The organism is Streptomyces albidicamelliae, assembly GCF_025642175.1.
Taxonomy (GTDB): domain Bacteria; phylum Actinomycetota; class Actinomycetes; order Streptomycetales; family Streptomycetaceae; genus Streptomyces; species Streptomyces albidocamelliae.
Window position 1 is genome coordinate 8,103,652 of sequence record NZ_CP106795.1, and the last position, 14,751, is coordinate 8,118,402.

The following is a 14,751-nucleotide window of genomic DNA, read 5'->3' on the forward strand; positions in this document are numbered from 1 at the left end:
CGCCGGCCGGAACCGTGGTGGGAGCGCCGGCAGCGGCCGCTTGACGGTCCTACAAAGGGGTGCGATGCGTTGGTCCACTGCTCTGACCGAGGCGGGGATCACTGATCCGCACGTGCGGCGGGCCTACGAGACACAACGTCGGGACGTGCGAAAGTTTGCCCCGCACGAGTACGTGGCTGTCCGGTTGCTGCTCCCCGCGCGGCTCCAGCCGCCCGTCATCGCCGCCGTGGCGTACATGCACAGGACGGACGAGCTGATCGACGCCGGCGAGGTGAGCGTCCGCCAGGCGGCTCTGCGCTCCTGGGCCGAGCAGACCGCAACGGCCCTGGAGGCCGACGATCCGCCCGCGGACCACACCCTGTTGACTCTGTGGGACACCGTCCATCGGCACCCTTACATGGCCGAACGCGTGCGCGCCTTTCTCGCGGGCGCACCGGTCGAGGCCGCTTGGACAGGCTTCGACACCGAGGCCGGCTTCCAGGACTACGTGGACCGCTACGCCCTCCCGGCCCTGATGCTGACAGCGTCGCTGCTCGCGCCCCGCCCGGAGGCCGCAGCGGACGACCCGTTCGCCGCCGGCTGCCGAGCACTGATCGAGGGGTGGCAGCGCTGCGACTTCCTCGCCGACTTGGCCGAGGACGTGACTCAAGGCCGTATCGGAGTTCCGCAGGACGAACTCGTACGCTACGGATTGAAGTTCGAGGACCTGCGAAGCAGGTCGCAGGCGTGCGTACCCGCTCTGGAAGGTCTGGTCCGCGCTCAGACCGACCGAGCCGAAACGGCTCTGGCCGCTTGCCGAGATCTCCCGTCACTCGTCGCGGCCGAGTACCGACCGTTCCTCGACGCCCTCATCGATGTCCAGGAGCTCCGGCTGGCCGCAGTGAGGCGCCATGACGGCGACCTCATGTACCGGGAGACAGGACCGGCGTCTATGGCTTCCGTCGCCGTCCTGACCCGACGGTTCCGCCGCGCCTGGTCCCACCGGCGGCGGCGGTCGCAGGACATCTCGAGCCGTACGCCGATCCGATGACCGACTCCGTGCCGCCGGGTGGCGCTGTTCTCGACCCGGATGACTTGGACGCCCGGTGGGCGCACGCCTGGCGGCCGGAACAGGTCGCTGAGCGGCTGGCCGGTGTCCGTGCGCCGTGGTGTGTCGCGGCGGGCTGGGCACTGGATCTGTTCCGCGGAGAGCAGTCGCGGTCGCACGACGATCTGGAGATCGCAGTGCCCGCGGCGGACTTCACGGAGATTCGGGACCGGTTCCCGACGTACGTCTTCGACGCGGTGGGCTCGGGGCGGATCTGGACGGGCGCAGGAGTGGAGGCGCTCGCCGTCACCCACCAGACCTGGCTGCGGGATCCGGAAGACGGTCGGTTCCTCTTCGACGTCTTCCGGGAGCCGCACGAGGGCAGGACCTGGATCTGCCGACGGGACGAGAGCCTGAGACTGCCGTACGACACGATCATCGAGCGGACCACGGACGGCATCCCCTATCTGGCACCCGAGCTCGTCCTGTTGTTCAAGGCGAAGGCGGCTCGCCCCAAGGATCAGGCGGACTTCCACGGAGTCCTCCCCCTGCTGAGCCGGACACGGCAAAACAGACTCAACACTTGGCTGACGCGTGTGCATCCCGGACACGCTTGGCTGGACGAATTGGCGAGGCGGTGAGGGGGCCCTGGCTGGAACGCCGCGTACCGGAACAGGCCGAGGAGTCACCATGTGCTGCCTGCCCGGACGACGGCCAAATCGGAAGGAATCGCTTCGGATACGCTTGCCCGCATGTCCCCAGCGACGAACCCTCAACTGCCGCCCTTTCGCGTCGATGACCCCAAGGTGATGCGGGCGCTCGCCCATCCAGCCCGGTTGGCGATCATGGCGCGCTTGGCGGAGGTGGGGCCGGGCACGGCGACCGAATGTGCCGCCGCGACGGGCCTCTCGCCGTCCGCGACGAGTTGGCACCTACGGGCACTCGCCGAGTCCGGCCTGATCGAGGAAGCCGAGCATCCCGACAAGCGCAAGCACCTGTGGCGCGCGCGCTCGTCCCAACTCGTGGTAGCGAACAGCCGGAGCGACGGCGGTGCGGCGAGCCGGGAACTGCTACGGCAGTACCTGTCCCGCGGCGACCGGCAGTTGGAGGAGTGGCTCAGCGTCGAGGGCGAGCAGCCGGAAGAGTGGCGTGAGGCGCTGTCCATCCTCAACGCCAAGGTCGAGGTGAGGCCCGAGGAGTTGGACGAACTCCTCGTTCAGGTCAAGGCCCTCTTCCAGGCGTACGGCGACCGTGCGCGAGACGGGGGCGAGGCGGGTCGCCGTCCGGTGGCCATCTCGCTGCGGGCGGTCCCGGAGGTCCTTCCCGAGGCAGACATTGAACCCCGAAGCTAAAACTTCGAAGTAACAACTTCGAAACTGGCTCCCATCGTGAGCTTCGAAGCTATAGCTTCGGATCATGACTTCGGCTGCCGCACGCATCCGTCTTCCAGGTCAAGTGACAGCCATCGCTGCCGCGTTCCTGGTTTCCTGCCTGGGGGACGGGCTGGCCATCACCGCATTGATGCTCGACTTCCACGACCGGGCCACCGGCGGCTTGGGGATCGCCGCACTGTTCGGGGCGATGTCCGTGCCGGCGATCCTGCTGGCCGGGCTCGCCGGCCGGATATCCGACCGCCACCCGGCCAGACGTGTGCTGCCTCCCCTGGGCGTGGGCCTGGTCGGCGTGTGCGCGGTGATGTCGTTGACCGATGCCGTCGCATTGCTCGTCGGCCTGCTGGCCGTGCTGTCAGGCCTCATGGCGATCGCGGCACCGGTATTCGTGAAAGCACTGTTCCAGGCTTCACCCGCGCCTTTGATCAGTCGTGCGGGTGCACTCGTCTCCATGGCGTCCAACCTGGGCTTCCTCATCGGGCCCGCCGTCGGTGCCCTCCTCATGGACGCCGTCGGACTGCGCGGCGTGCTCCTGGTGGACGCGGCCACCTACCTTGCCGTGCCCCTCGTGGCCCTCTGCCTGCCCGCTCCACCTGAGTCCGCCACCACTGCCGACCCCGCACGGCCCGCACAACAGTCCGGGTTCCTGGTCGGACTTCGGATTCTCGTGCAGCACCTCCACCTTGCACGTGTGGTGCTCGTCGGACTCGTGCTCACGTTCGCCCTGCAGGTCACGAACGTCGTGGAGATCTACCTCGTACGCGACTCCTACGGAGCCACCGCCACGGTCTTCGGCCTGCTGACGACGGCCTGGGCGGCAGGGCAGATCATCGGGGCAGGGACTGCCGGGCGTCTGCTTTCCGAACGTGCCACGGCCCGACCGGCCGCGCTCACCGCGTGTGCTGTGGGCGCAGCGCTTCTGACCATCGCAGCCTTGAACAGCCTGCCGGTCCTCTTCGTCCTGACCGCTCTGGCAGGCGCCGCCAACGGAGCATTCGGTGTCGTACGTCAGACAGCGCTGGGGCGCACCATCGACTCAGCCGGCCAGGGAAGCGCGGCGGCTGCCCACGCCGCACTCCTGAACAGTGCCACCATCGCCGGCCTGGTCGGTGCGGGGTTCGTCGGCGCGGTCGTACAGCCCCGCACCGTCTACGTCCTCGCGGGCGGCCTCCTGCTGCTCGCTCTGGCCACCACGCATGTGTACCGGCGCACCGGACCTGCTCCAACAACGGCGACACGAACCCAACCTGGGGCGGTCGCAACCGCCACCGCCCTGCCCGCGGACTGACGAGAACACCCGACGATCGCGAGCCAGTAGCAAGCCGGTGAGCCCCGAGCACGCGGTCTGCGTGCCGGGCGCCCGGCACGTCACACCGTCAGTGCAGGGCGCAGACGCAGAATTCGTGGCCCTCGGGATCGATCAGGCACGTCCACGGGACGTCGCCCTGGCCGATGTCGAGATCGGTGGCGCCGAGAGTCCGCAGCCGGGCCACCTCCGCCGCCTTGTCGTCACCGGGGTACGGCAGCAGGTCCAGATGGACACGGTCCGGCACGGTCTTCACGTCGGGCGTGCGGAGGAACTCGAGATACGGGCCGTTCCCCTTGGCGGAGCGCAGCCGCGCGAGGTCGTCGGTCATCTCGTGCACGGTCCAGTCCAACGCCTGGCCCCAGAACCCGGCCATGGCCCGAGGATTCTCGCAGTCGACCGCAACCGCGGCGATCGGCCCGGTGCCCCGGTAGAGGTCCCGAGGTTCGAGCACGCAGAACTCGTTGCCCTCGGGGTCGGCGAGGACCGTCCACGGCACGTCGCCCTGACCTACGTCGGCCGGCGTCGCACCGAGCGCCCGAACGCGTGCGACCAACTCGGTGTAATGGGCCGCAGAGGTTGTGGCGAGATCGAGGTGCACACGGTTCTTCGTCGCCGTCTTGCGTTCCGGCACGGGAACGACGTCGATGCCGACGGCGACCGGGTCCGGCCAGACCGGGCCGCCGGCGGGCCCGACGTAGGTGGTCACGCCGGGGCTGTACGCGCTCCAGCCGAGCGCTTCCGCCCAGAACCGGCCGACCGCCGAGCTGTCAACAGCCTTGATGTTCACCTGAACAGGTCGCAGTGCCATGCCGGCGATCCTACGTACCCGCTCCTTACGACATCCGCAGCTGCCGCGTCGTCGAGTCGAGATCGGGGTGTGTAGGCGGCCCAATGGTGAGGTCAGCCGGTCGTTCCTTGGCCCGGCTCGCTCTAGAACTCCGCGGTTGAGGTGAGACCCCGGAGGAAGGAGCCGAAATCCGGCGCGAGGGCCAGCTCCGACTCGTCGTCCGCGTCGAACCAGGCAACGGAGGGTTGCCCCTGTCGGCCACAGGTCCGGTAGTCGAGCCCGATCCAGCAGTGCCCGTCACCCGAGAGCACCACCACGTCCGCTGGCAGGCCCCACTCTTCGATCAGGTACGGACTGTCAAGCAGGGACAGCGTCTGCTCACGGTGACCGATGCCCATCACGCTGTCGAACGGGACGTGGTCGGAACTCCACGAGGTCGGTCTAGTGGTGGGGAAGGCACTCCGGCTCTCGCTGACCTGGCCACCGTTCTGACGCCGGAGCAGGTCCAGCAGCGCCTCAGGGAGGGTGACGCCCAACAGCCGCTCGGCCTCGCTCACGGCCTGGTCGGTCAAGGGCGGCTGTATGCCGTAGCCACTCCTGGTGTCCCAGAAGGGAGGCTGAAGGTCCTCGTGACTTGCCATGACTGTCATCGTAGAAGCGGGGACCGAGGAGCCGCCGTCCGGACGCAGGTGACCTTGATGTGGAGCTGGGCTGGACCTGGCCGGGATGCACAGGCGTCCTGGTCGAGAGCGCGACGGCCCCCCGCCTGGTCACGCGTCAGCTGGCTTGCACCGTCCCGACAACTGCTCCCACAGAGACGCTGCCGCGGTGAGACCAGCCTGCCGCAGGGATGTCAGTGGCATGCGCTTGACTCACGGCCATGGAGACCAGTGCATTCGTCGACGCGGTCCGGCGCCTGATCGAGGGGGATCCGCCGGATCGGGACCGCCCCGTCATCATGGAGGACCCGCAGGGTACGGACCTGCACGCCCTCGTCGCAGCACTCGGTTCGTGGGCGGGACGTCACCGGAATCTGGCAGCGGGCGGCTTCGTCGATCCGACGCTGACCGAACGCACCGGCCTGCCACTGGTGGAGCCCTTCGGCGCGGGGGAGCTGCGTGATCTCGGCAGCCTCCCCCAAGAGGCCGGCTCGTCCGGCCGTACCAACCGGCAGGCGAGAAACCGGCCCCGGACGCCGGACCAGTCGGGTCCCCGCAGCCTCACATCCGGGATCTCAGTACGTCGATCTCACAGCCCGGCGCGAACGGGTCGAAGCCGTGCTCGATCAGCCAGCGGACCGCCAGCAGGCTTCGCAACGACCACCACGCGTGGATCACGTCGAGGTCGATGCCGGAGCCGTAGCCGGCCATGACGTCGTCCAGGTGTTCCTCGTGTCCCAGTGTGAAGGTGGCGAGGTCGTAGAGGGCGTCACCCTGGCCCGCCTCGGACCAGTCGATGATGCCGGTGACCTCGTCGCCGTCGACGAAAAGGTGCGCGATCTGCAGGTCGCCGTGCGTGAACGCCGGGGCCCACGGGCGGAGCGCGGCCTCGGCGACCTGGCGGTTGCGGGTGACGAGGTCGGCGGGCAGGACGCCGTTCGTCACGAGCGACTCGCACTCGTCGTCGAGTTCCGCGGTCAGCGCGGCGATGCTCCGGCCGGCGCGGCCGGTCCGGGGCGGCAGGGGAGCTTCGTGCAGCCTCCGGATGGCGGCGCCCGCCGCGGCCCACCCCGCCGGCGCCCCGGTCGACGGCCCGCCGAGGCGCCCGAGCGTCGTCCCCGGAGTGCGGCGAGCGCGAGCACGGGCGGCCTGCGCCACAGGACCGTCGGGGTCGGGGCCGGCGCGAGGGCCATCATCTCGACCTCGACGTCGACGCGTGCCTGGTCGGCGTCCACCTTCAGGAACACGTCCCCGACGCGCAAGGTCGCGCGCTCGGAATGAGCGACGACGACTTCGACCTCATCCATGGGCGACCAGTATCCCGGGGATGCCCGCCGACGTCGCCGGGTTTGTCACGTGCGACAACACGGCCGAACGCACCCCGCTGCCCGGCGGCCTCGTGCACGACACCGACCTCCGACCAGGCCAAGCCCATTACTTTTGTCAGGAGTTCAAGCGGGCCTGCCCGTCCGCAACCGAATCGCCGCCGCACGGGAGAGACCACCGCATGAGCATGAGCATGAGTACGTCCTCGTCGCCGCTCACAGCAGCGCATATTGAAGGGCCCGTTCGGATCGGCGCACTCGTTCCGTTGACCCGACCCGGCTGGGTCGAGGCAGGCCGACACCTCCTCGCCGGGCTGGAGTTGGCCGCGCGCGACGTCAACGACGCCGGAGGGATCGGTGGAAGACCGCTCGAACTGGTGGTACGAGACACCGCCGCGGACCCTGGGAAAGCCGCGGCGGCCGTCGAGGAACTGGCTCAGCAGGGTGTGGTCGCCGTGGCGGGGGAGTACCACAGCGTCGTCGCTCGCGCCGTTGCCGACCGGGCGGATGCCCTCGGTGTGCCGTTCCTGTGTTCCTCAGCAGTTTTGGACGCGCTTACCGAACAGCCGACGCAGTGGGTCGCGCGTCTTGCTCCGCCGCAGTCCGACGGCTGGCGGGTCTACGCGGACTTCCTTCTCGGTACGGGCCACAGCAGGATCGTCGTGGCAACCCAGCCGAGTGTCTACTGGGCATCCGGAGTCGACGTCCTGGGGGACCACCTCACTCCACGCGGCGGCACCGTCATCGAACTCGACACAGGCGGGCTCGCCCCTGCCGCGGTGTGCGACGCGCTCGTCGACCACCGGGCGACGGCGCTCCTCCTTCTGGTCGGCCACCCGGAACCGGCAGTGTCCCTCGTCAGGTCCGTCCGCCGCGACCGGCGCCTCGACGAGATTCTGATCGGTGCGCCGGCCGGCCAACCGGAGTTCGCCACATGGGCGGACCTGCTCGGTGTCGACGGCGCAGGGATCCCGTTCCTGCGCTACCTGCCCGAACGTCTGGGCCCACTCGGTACACGAGTCGAGGCAGCCCTGCGTGCGCGGCTCGTCGAAGCGCCCTCCTTCGTTGCCTTCGAGGGATACGACACCGTCACCGTCCTCGCCGAAGCACTGCGCTCGCACGGCGCCGACAGGGCGCGCGTTGCCGAATCGTGGCCCCGCGTTGCAGTTGACGGCACCCGCGGGCGGATTCGGTTCTCCCGGAGGAACGGCGTCAGCGTGTGGCAGTCGCTCGGGGCGCCCATTCAAGTCGCCGACCGAGATCCGGCGTCGCCCGACCGCTTTCGGGTCCGTCACGCCGCATGAGAAGAGCGGTGCCGGCGGGGCGGGCCGGGCGCCGGGATTCCGGCCCCGGCAGCGACCGGCTCATCGGCCGTACGTACGCGTACGTCGCGTACGTGTGGACATGGGCCCCTCCCGGCATCGTCGTCGCCTTCGCGGTCATGGAGAGTCACCCCGGGGCCCGGGGCCCGGGGCCCGGGTCCGGAGAAAGGTGCACCGGGGGCGCGTGTGAGGATCGGTGGGTGAACGATCTACGCTTCCGCCCGGCTGTCGGCTCGGACCTCTCCACCCTCGTCCGCCTGCGTGACGACGCCGCCCGCTGGATGAACTTCCGGGGCAACACCGGACAGTGGCAGCCCGGCGAACTGGATGAGGAGCACTTCCGCCGGATCATGGAAGACGGGGAAGTGTGGATCGCGGAACTGCAGGGTCGTCCGGTCGGGGCCTGGGAGCTGTGGTGGGAGGACCCGGAGGCCTGGGGCCCGCAGCCTCCGACGGCCGGGTATGTGCACCGCCTGATGGTGGACCGTACCGCCGCTCTGCCAGGAACAGGACTGCGACTGCTGCGAGCCGCTGAGCGCCGTGTGGCGGAAGCGGGCCGCACCCTGGCCCGCCTCGACTGTCTGGCCGGCAATGCGCGGCTGACCGCGTACTACGTCGACTCCGGCTATCACGTCGTAGGGCGCAAGGAGGGCAAGCCCCAGCCGGGTGGCACGACCAAGTCCTACACGCTCCTCGAGAAGCCCCTGCGGTGAGGCGACCGAGCGGGACGCGCTCTCCCGCCGGAGAAGCTTGATGCGTATATGTCCTAATTTGTCCAGTGCAACCGTCGGCCTCTGAGCAGGCCGGGCCATGGCGCGGCACCTGCGTCGTCGGAGTGCCCCGTCTGAGCGGGCCTGGCGAAGTGGCCGAGCGCATGCCGGCCTGTGGCCTCACTCACGAAAACGTGCCGACCTGTGGCCTCAGTCACGAGCGCGTTCCGGCCTGCGGCCTCGCCCCTTGAGGGGCCGCCCTCGTCGCGTCGGCCTTCCATGCCCTTTTGGCTTCAGGGGGGCCCGTCGAGTTGGCCGAGTCCGGCTGACGGCAGGTCAGACAGAGGAGGGTGGGCGCGGCTCGCCCCAAGGTGCACCCCGTTCATTCGGTGATGTGTGCCGCGTCACGCGCCTAAAAGGTGCCCAAGTTGTGTGCATCACAGCGCAAATGTCCCTTTAGCGTCCATGCTCGAACCGGCCACTCGCTCCCGAAGTGGAGCCACCCGCCATCCCCTTGGGCGTGACCTCACAAAGTGGCCCATCACACAGCAATCGTGACGTTCCTCCCTGCTTCCCCCAGAAAGGGCCCCACCATGGCTGCTTACGTCTGCGCTCCTGCCGTGATACACGGCAAGCACGCCGTGAAGACCAGCGAGATCGTGGCGGAGGTGCGCGATCGGCACCCGGATGCGGCCTGGGCGCCGCGAATCGACGGCATCGCGGCCAGCACGGGCATCGAAAGCCGCGGATGGATGCTGCCGCTGGAGACAGCCGTCGCACCCGGCAGTGGCGGCGGCCTGGGTACCGTGGGTGCCGGACCGGCCCAAGAGGCTTTGGCGCGCGAGGGGTTCACCCAGCAGGACGTGGACCGCGTGATGGCCGCTCTCGAAGCGATACCCGCACCCAAGACGGTCCAGGAGCGGACCGCGCCGGCCTGGGAGGCCGTGCAGAACTACGGTGAGCGTGCGGCGCGCGGGGCCCTCCAGATCGCCGGGATCGACGCCTCCGACGTGGACTGCCTGATCACCAGCAACTCGACCACCCCGGCGCTGCCGGGACTGGACATCGCCCTGGCGAACAAGCTCCAGCTCCGCGCCGACGCGATGCTGCTGCCGGCCACGCAGTGGGCCTGCATCGCGGGAACCCGTTCCCTGGCGCTGGCCGCGGATCTCGTGGCCGCGGACCCCGACCGAGTGGTCCTGGTCGTGATCTCGGAGGCGCTGAGCACGACCTACCAGCCCGCGGACGACACCCTCGAGTCCCTGATCGTCCGGCTGCTGTTCGCGGACACCGCGGTCGCCGCCGTCGTCACGGGCCGCCCCAGGCGTGAATCGGTGCTGCGGCTGGACGCCGCCTGGAACCACACCCTGCCCGGCACCATGGACCTGCACCGCCTGGAGACACGGTCCGACGGCACCCACTTCGTGATGGACCGGCGGGGCCCGCGCGCCGTACAGGAGACGGTCACCGCGATGTGGGAGTGGCTGCGCGTCCGGTACGAGGACAGCCCCGACTCCTGGCACCCCGACGTACTGCTCGCGCACCCCGGCGGGACCCGGGTGCTGGAGTACATGGAGCAGACGATGCCCGAGACCTGGCCGTCGGGGCTGCTGGACTACAGCCGCGACAGCTACACCAGTGGCAATCGCGGTGGCGCCGCCGTGTTCGACATCATGCGGCGGGCGTACGACGCCGGACAGAAGCCGGGCAGCCGCGCCGTCCTCTACGCGGCGGCACCGGGCCTCACCGCCACCGCCCTGGAGGGGGAGTGGCTGTAGTACGCACCTGCGCGGCCCGTACCGGCGCACGGGCCGCCCGGATCACCGGTCACGACGTCCGTACCGCTGTGAGCGCCGTCCCTCGGACCGCGGCCTACGCTCACGCCGCCACCAGCTCCCCTCCCATGCGCCGCCACTAGCTCCCCTCCCATGCGCCGCCACTAGCTCCCCCCATGCGCCGCCCGTACGCCGGCCACCCGTCGGTCCGCACTGCGCGTCACCTCGCGACCTCCGCCCAGACCACCTTGCCGGAGTCCGTCCACCGCACCCCCCACCGCTTGGTGAGCTTGTGCACGATGTGCAGGCCACGACCGCCCTCGTCGAGGAGGTCGCGCCGGCTCAGACGTGGCCTGCCGTTGCCCGTGTCGCCGACCTCGCAGAGCAGGCCGTGACCGGACCGGATCAGCCGTACCGTGATGGGGCCCGTCGCGTAGCGCACCGCGTTCGTGACCAGCTCGCCGACCAGCAGCGACACGTCGTCCCGGGTGCCCTCCCTGGTGCGCCACTGCCGGAGCAGCGCGGCGACCTGTGCTCGGGCACGAGCGGGCGCGTCGTAACGGGCGGGCAGCCGCCAGGTGGCCGTGTCCTCCTTGCGGTAGCCGATCATGCGGGCCAGCAGCAGGGTCACGTCGTCACGCTGGCGCACGGGCGCGAGGGCCGCGACGACACGCCGTGCGGCCTGCTGCAGGGTGTCCCACGGGTGCACCGCGGACACGGCGTCCGCCAGCCTGCCGATGCCCTCGTCGATCGACAGGGCCGGGTCCTCCACCAGGCCGTCGGTGTACAGGGCGAGCAGGGACCCCGGAGGTGCGTCGAACGTGTGCACGTCAAACGGCTCGCGGAGGGCGAACTCGGCGCCCAGCCCGGGATGGGGGCGGACCGCGAGCGGGCCCGCGTGCCCGTCCGGCGACACCAGGATCGGGGGGAGGTGGCCGGCGCTGGACAGCGCCACACGGTGGCTGACCGGGTCGTAGAGGGCGATGCAGCAGGTCGACCCGAGGGCGCTGTAGCCGGCCGCCAGCCCGGACTCCGCGTCGTCCAGCAGTGACACGGTCTCGTCCAGGTGCTCCAGCACCTCGTCGGGCGCCAGCCCAGCGGACAGCAACGCGCGGGCCTCCATGCTCAGCTGCCCCATGGTCGCCGCTGCCCCCAGACCGTGCCCGACGACGTCGCCGACCACCAGCGCGGTACGGCCGTCCGGCAGCGGAAAGCTGTTCACCCAGTCACCGCCCACGCCCGCGCTGTCCGGGGTGGCGGGCTGGTAGATGCTCGCGATCTCGACGGTGTCGCCGCCGGTCCTGGGCAGCAGCCGGCGCTGCAACGCCAGGACCTGCGTGTGCTCGCGCTGGTGCTGACGGGCCAGGTCGACATGATGGGCGGTCCTGGCCACCAGTTCCTGCAGCTCGAACAGCTCGCTGTCCCGGAAGGGGCGGTCCGCCCGCCGCCAGACCTCCGCCACCCCCAGCACGACCGGCGGCACGCCGTCCAGGACCAGAGGTATGCACGCCACCCCCGCCGACCGGTCGCCCGGCACCAGGGCCCGCATCACGCGCGGACTGCCGAGCACCCGCTCGACCGCCTCCCGGTCGGGTATGACGATGGCCTGCGGGGCGTCGTCACGCTGCACCGCCTGCGACAGCAGTCGACTCGCGTCACTGGGAAGATCGTCACCCGGAGTCACATAGCCCTCCGGCCACGCCCGGTCCGGTACGAGGGCCGCGCGCCGCAGCCGGATGCGCCCGTGCGCCCGCTCGCTGACCCCCTCACCCGTCCACACGGCGAAGTCGAGGTCGATGGCGGCCACGTCCCCCCAGGCCAGCAGGGACTCCGCCAGCGACTGCGCGGTCTCGCCGATGTCCAGAGAGGTGCCGATCGCGGTCTCGGCGGCGTACAGGTGCAGCCTCCTGGCCATGGCGATCACGGAAACGGTCAGGCCCTCCTGGGGCACCGCGGCGGGCAGGATGCTCAGCGAGACCACCAGTTCCGAGCCGTCGCGGCGCCGCAGCCGCTGGATCCGGGCGACATGCGCCTCACCGGTCTCCAGCACCTGCCGCAACCGCCGGGTCACCGTCGGTACGTCCCTGGGAGGCAGCAGGTCGACGAAAGGGCTCCCGGTCACGGCTTCCAGGCCCGCGAACACCGGGGCGTCGAGATTGCAGCGGGTGATCCTCAGATCCCCGTCGACGTTGATCGCGCCGAGGATCTGGTCCTGCCGGCCGGCCGCCCCGTTGTCGGGCACGCGCCGGCCGGTGGCGCGGTCGCCCTGCGCCTCGACCGGCCCACCCGCCGCTGCCGCTCCGCCGCGCGGGATGTAGCGCCCGAGGGCGCTGCTGACCAGCTCGAACGGCGAGGACGACGAGGGGGAGGGTGTGGAGTCCATGCGGCTCTCTCGGCAATCCCCGGCGCAGCACCGGGGCCGTACTCGGACCCGTGCGACGGGGCCCCGAGATCCCTGACCGCACACCTCATTGAATAACACCGGGAGTCGCTTCGCCCACATCGGCGGATCACCCCGCGACAGCGGACGGTGAGGACGCCGCGGGGGCTGTGACCTCCTTGGTGATCGCGGGTCGCAGCCGGTCAGTCCTCGGCGACGCGGACGATCGTGCGGCGCTCGACGCGGCGGTCCGGCGCGAAGGCGGCGGCTGCCTCGGACAGCGGGCGGACGGAGCCGACGCGCACTTCGAGTCGTCCGTCCCGAAGCCGCTGCGCGAGATCGGCGAGACGGGCGCGGTCGGGTTCCACGACGAAGAAGACGGACCGCCCGTCCTCGGGGCGCACGGTCGGCGGGTGGGCGATGGTGACGAGCGTGCCGCCGGCGCGGACGAGCGGGGCCGAGCGTTCGAGGACCGTGCCGCCGATCACGTCGAACACCACGTCGACCTGATCGGCTGCCGTCCATGGGTCGGCGTCCAGGGCGAGGAACACATCGGCGCCCAGACCGAGGACGGTGTCCCGGTCGGCGGCCCGGCCCGTCCCGATGACGCGGGCTCCCACCTCGCGGGCCAACTGGACGGCGATCGAGCCGACGCCGCCGGCGGCACCGTGGACCAGTACGGTCTGGCCGGTGGTGAGGCGGGCGTGGTCGAACAGACCCTGCCAGGCGGTCAGTCCCGAGATCGGCAGCGCCGCTGCCACCGTGTGGCCGAGGTCGGCGGGGAGCGGAGCGAGATTGCGGGCTTCGACGGCGACGTACTCGGCGAGCGAGCCGTCACGGGCCCAGTCCGTCAGCCCGAAGACGCGCTGGCCGACGCTGAGCCCGGTGGTCCCGTAACCGAGTTCCGTCACCACTCCCGAGACCTCGTGCCCCGGCACCGACGGCGTGCGGTCACGACCGGCCCGGTCGGTCCAGGTTGCGGGCCAGTCGAGCTCACCCCGGGTGAATCCCGCCGCGTGCACCCGCACGATGACGTCGTTCTCGGCGGCGTGCGGGTGCGGCAGGTCCTCCAGGGCCGGCCCGCTGACCCCGGCTTCGCGGTCTCGGACGGTGATGGCTCGCACGACAGCTCCTCTCGTGGAAGCGGTGGGAGACGCCGCGATCGTCCACGGCAGGGAATCTTCCGTCCGGGCGTTGATGCCCTTCGCGGGTGATAGACGTGCTCCGGGCGCCGACACCTCGCCCGTACGGCCGAAGCGGGTGTGGGCGTGGTGCGCGCTCCGAGACGCCGTCGGCGGGTGGCGCGGGCGACCGTCACCGGGGATAGGGCGCATGGATGACGCGCGACGTGTGTGGGTACGGTGTCGCCGCCGGACTGCTGGCCGTGCGTCTGGAGAGCGTGCGCCGGCCGCCCTCGACGCCTGGAGCAACATCCATCGCGCGTTCCCGTCGGCCCTGGGCAGTCGTACGGCCCTGCACTCAGGACACGGTGACCCCACCGTGGCGGCATGCTCCACGCCCCGGACGGCAGGCGTCCGGTCCCGTTCCACCCGGTCACCCTCGACGAATCGGACCTGCGCGCCCTCACGCGTGTACGGCGACCGTCCGGGCCGGCGCGAATGCCAACCCCTCCCTGCGGGCGACCCACCGTGCCGACGGTGCGGCGGACGTCGAAAGCGTGCCGGGTCCGGGTGCGTACCGCGGCACGGTGGAGCGGACCGTGGCCGTCCTGACGCTCGACTCCGACGAAGACGTCGACATCCTGGCCGAGGCCTGGCGCCCGAGCGGTTCGGTGAGGGCACCCGCCCCGTCGACCTGTCCGACGGGGAGTGCGCCGCGTACGAGCGCTTCGCGGACCGGCTCCCGGCGGCGGCCATGACCGGTGAACTCGCAGGCGACCGGGCCCTGTTCAGGAGCCGGTACTGAGCATCTGGCTATCGCCGGAAATGCCCCAACATGCGCACATCCCCACTATTTACAGCGTTGTGATTGCCGCGAGAGATCGCGATCGAAAAGCGGCTTAGTATGATCCGCGGATTTCGATATCTGTCATGTCCGCCAGGGTC

Annotated in this window: 11 protein-coding genes and 1 pseudogene; 7 read left to right on the forward strand and 5 right to left on the reverse strand. The window is 70.6% G+C overall.

Going from position 1 to position 14,751, the window contains the following annotated elements; all coding sequences use genetic code 11:
• Positions 1 to 145: 145 nt before the first annotated feature.
• The 4 genes from N8I86_RS36640 (at position 146) to N8I86_RS36655 (ending at position 3,706) form a co-directional block, all read left to right on the forward strand.
• Positions 146 to 1,030: a squalene/phytoene synthase family protein gene (locus N8I86_RS36640; protein ID WP_263279857.1), complete on the forward strand. Its 885-nt coding sequence runs from the start codon at positions 146 to 148 to the stop codon at positions 1,028 to 1,030.
• A complete protein-coding gene (locus N8I86_RS36645; protein WP_263279858.1) occupies positions 1,027 to 1,668 on the forward strand; it encodes a nucleotidyltransferase domain-containing protein in 642 nt (213 codons plus the stop codon). The genes N8I86_RS36640 and N8I86_RS36645 overlap by 4 nt, the downstream gene beginning before the upstream one ends.
• A 111-nt stretch (positions 1,669 to 1,779) precedes the next feature.
• Entirely contained in the window at positions 1,780 to 2,379 is a 600-nt protein-coding gene (locus tag N8I86_RS36650) for an ArsR/SmtB family transcription factor (protein ID WP_263279859.1), read from the forward strand.
• A 64-nt stretch (positions 2,380 to 2,443) separates the two neighbouring features.
• A complete protein-coding gene (locus N8I86_RS36655) occupies positions 2,444 to 3,706 on the forward strand; it encodes an MFS transporter (RefSeq protein ID WP_263279860.1) in 1,263 nt (420 codons plus the stop codon).
• An 88-nt stretch (positions 3,707 to 3,794) separates the two neighbouring features.
• Here N8I86_RS36655 and N8I86_RS36660 read toward each other — a convergent pair whose 3' ends face one another.
• The 3 genes and pseudogenes from N8I86_RS36660 to N8I86_RS36670 all read right to left on the reverse strand — a co-directional run bounded on the left by N8I86_RS36660 (position 3,795) and on the right by N8I86_RS36670 (position 6,480).
• Positions 3,795 to 4,535: a VOC family protein gene (locus tag N8I86_RS36660; RefSeq protein ID WP_263279861.1), complete on the reverse strand. Its 741-nt coding sequence runs from the start codon at positions 4,533 to 4,535 to the stop codon at positions 3,795 to 3,797.
• Between the two features lie 122 nt (positions 4,536 to 4,657).
• The gene (locus N8I86_RS36665) at positions 4,658 to 5,155 is read right to left on the reverse strand and encodes an SMI1/KNR4 family protein (protein WP_263279862.1); all 498 of its coding nucleotides are present in this window, start codon (positions 5,153 to 5,155) and stop codon (positions 4,658 to 4,660) included.
• Positions 5,156 to 5,734: 579 nt separating this feature from the next.
• A pseudogene (locus tag N8I86_RS36670) lies at positions 5,735 to 6,480 on the reverse strand (phosphotransferase family protein).
• 212 nt (positions 6,481 to 6,692) lie between these two features.
• On the opposite strand from N8I86_RS36670, the gene N8I86_RS36675 reads away from it, so the two are divergent.
• From N8I86_RS36675 to N8I86_RS36685, 3 genes are all read left to right on the forward strand, one after another.
• A complete protein-coding gene (locus tag N8I86_RS36675) occupies positions 6,693 to 7,802 on the forward strand; it encodes an ABC transporter substrate-binding protein (RefSeq protein WP_263280213.1) in 1,110 nt (369 codons plus the stop codon).
• A gap of 218 nt (positions 7,803 to 8,020) precedes the next feature.
• Positions 8,021 to 8,533: a GNAT family N-acetyltransferase gene (locus tag N8I86_RS36680; protein WP_263279863.1), complete on the forward strand. Its 513-nt coding sequence runs from the start codon at positions 8,021 to 8,023 to the stop codon at positions 8,531 to 8,533.
• 590 nt (positions 8,534 to 9,123) lie between these two features.
• Positions 9,124 to 10,308: a beta-ketoacyl-[acyl-carrier-protein] synthase family protein gene (locus tag N8I86_RS36685; protein ID WP_263279864.1), complete on the forward strand. Its 1,185-nt coding sequence runs from the start codon at positions 9,124 to 9,126 to the stop codon at positions 10,306 to 10,308.
• A 217-nt stretch (positions 10,309 to 10,525) separates the two neighbouring features.
• Here the strand turns inward: N8I86_RS36685 and N8I86_RS36690 are convergent, their stop codons facing one another.
• Together N8I86_RS36690 and N8I86_RS36695 are read right to left on the reverse strand one after the other, a co-directional pair.
• Positions 10,526 to 12,688: an ATP-binding SpoIIE family protein phosphatase gene (locus N8I86_RS36690; RefSeq protein WP_263279865.1), complete on the reverse strand. Its 2,163-nt coding sequence runs from the start codon at positions 12,686 to 12,688 to the stop codon at positions 10,526 to 10,528.
• 200 nt (positions 12,689 to 12,888) lie between these two features.
• Positions 12,889 to 13,809, reverse strand: a complete 921-nt coding sequence (locus N8I86_RS36695) for an NADP-dependent oxidoreductase (protein WP_263279866.1) — start codon at positions 13,807 to 13,809, stop codon at positions 12,889 to 12,891.
• Positions 13,810 to 14,751 lie beyond the last annotated feature (942 nt).

What these genes read in the sequence shown, in the direction of transcription:
- N8I86_RS36685 (WP_263279864.1), top strand. Translation starts at nt 9,124, where the DNA reads ATGGCTGCTTACGTCTGCGCTCCTGCCGTGATACACGGCAAGCACGCC.
- N8I86_RS36650 (WP_263279859.1), top strand. Translation starts at nt 1,780, where the DNA reads ATGTCCCCAGCGACGAACCCTCAACTGCCGCCCTTTCGCGTCGATGAC.
- N8I86_RS36660 (WP_263279861.1), bottom strand. Translation starts at nt 4,535, where the DNA reads ATGGCACTGCGACCTGTTCAGGTGAACATCAAGGCTGTTGACAGCTCG.
- N8I86_RS36665 (WP_263279862.1), bottom strand. Translation starts at nt 5,155, where the DNA reads ATGGCAAGTCACGAGGACCTTCAGCCTCCCTTCTGGGACACCAGGAGT.
- N8I86_RS36675 (WP_263280213.1), top strand. Translation starts at nt 6,693, where the DNA reads ATGAGTACGTCCTCGTCGCCGCTCACAGCAGCGCATATTGAAGGGCCC.
- N8I86_RS36645 (WP_263279858.1), top strand. Translation starts at nt 1,027, where the DNA reads ATGACCGACTCCGTGCCGCCGGGTGGCGCTGTTCTCGACCCGGATGAC.
- N8I86_RS36690 (WP_263279865.1), bottom strand. Translation starts at nt 12,688, where the DNA reads ATGGACTCCACACCCTCCCCCTCGTCGTCCTCGCCGTTCGAGCTGGTC.
- N8I86_RS36655 (WP_263279860.1), top strand. Translation starts at nt 2,444, where the DNA reads ATGACTTCGGCTGCCGCACGCATCCGTCTTCCAGGTCAAGTGACAGCC.